The 538-nt window shown below is 57.6% G+C and carries 1 protein-coding gene; it reads right to left on the reverse strand.

The genetic code is table 11. The annotated features are described in order from the left end of the window. Positions 1 to 12: 12 nt before the first annotated feature. Positions 13 to 538: lyase family protein (locus tag MD273_RS19340; protein WP_251068376.1), on the reverse strand; the 526-nt coding region annotated here is incomplete at its 5' end.

Raw genomic sequence — 538 nt, forward strand, 5'->3', positions numbered from 1 at the left:
CGGGTTCTAGTTTTAGAACTTGTTCTCGCGCTCGGTGTGAGCCATAGCAAGAACGTCGAGGCGCTTGTCCAGCTCTTCCTCGGTGAGCTTCTCGCCATCAACCAAGCCCAAATCGATGACAGTCTGGCGGATGGTCTTGCCCTCAGCCAAAGCAGTCTTAGCCACCTTTGCAGCAGCTTCGTAGCCGATTGCAGAGTTCAGTGGGGTAACGATGGAAGGTGAAGACTCAGCGAGCTCCTTCATGTGTGCCTCGTTTGGCTCAATGCCATCAACGAGACGGGTTGCGAACACGCGGGAAGTGTTAGCCAGCAGGCGAGCGGACTCAAGCACGTTGCGAGCCATCACTGGGATGAACACGTTGAGCTCGAACTGGCCCTGGGTGCCGGAGAACGCAACAGCTGCGTCATTGCCGATAACCTGAGCGGAAACCTGGGTAGCGGTCTCACAGAGAACTGGGTTGACCTTGCCTGGCATGATGGAGGAACCTGGCTGCAGGTCTGGGAGACGGATCTCGCCAAGACCGGTCAGTGGGCCGGAG

Origin of the sequence: Marinobacter sp. C7 (assembly GCF_022343555.1) — a bacterium.
In the GTDB taxonomy this organism is placed as follows: Bacteria; Pseudomonadota; Gammaproteobacteria; order Pseudomonadales; family Oleiphilaceae; genus Marinobacter.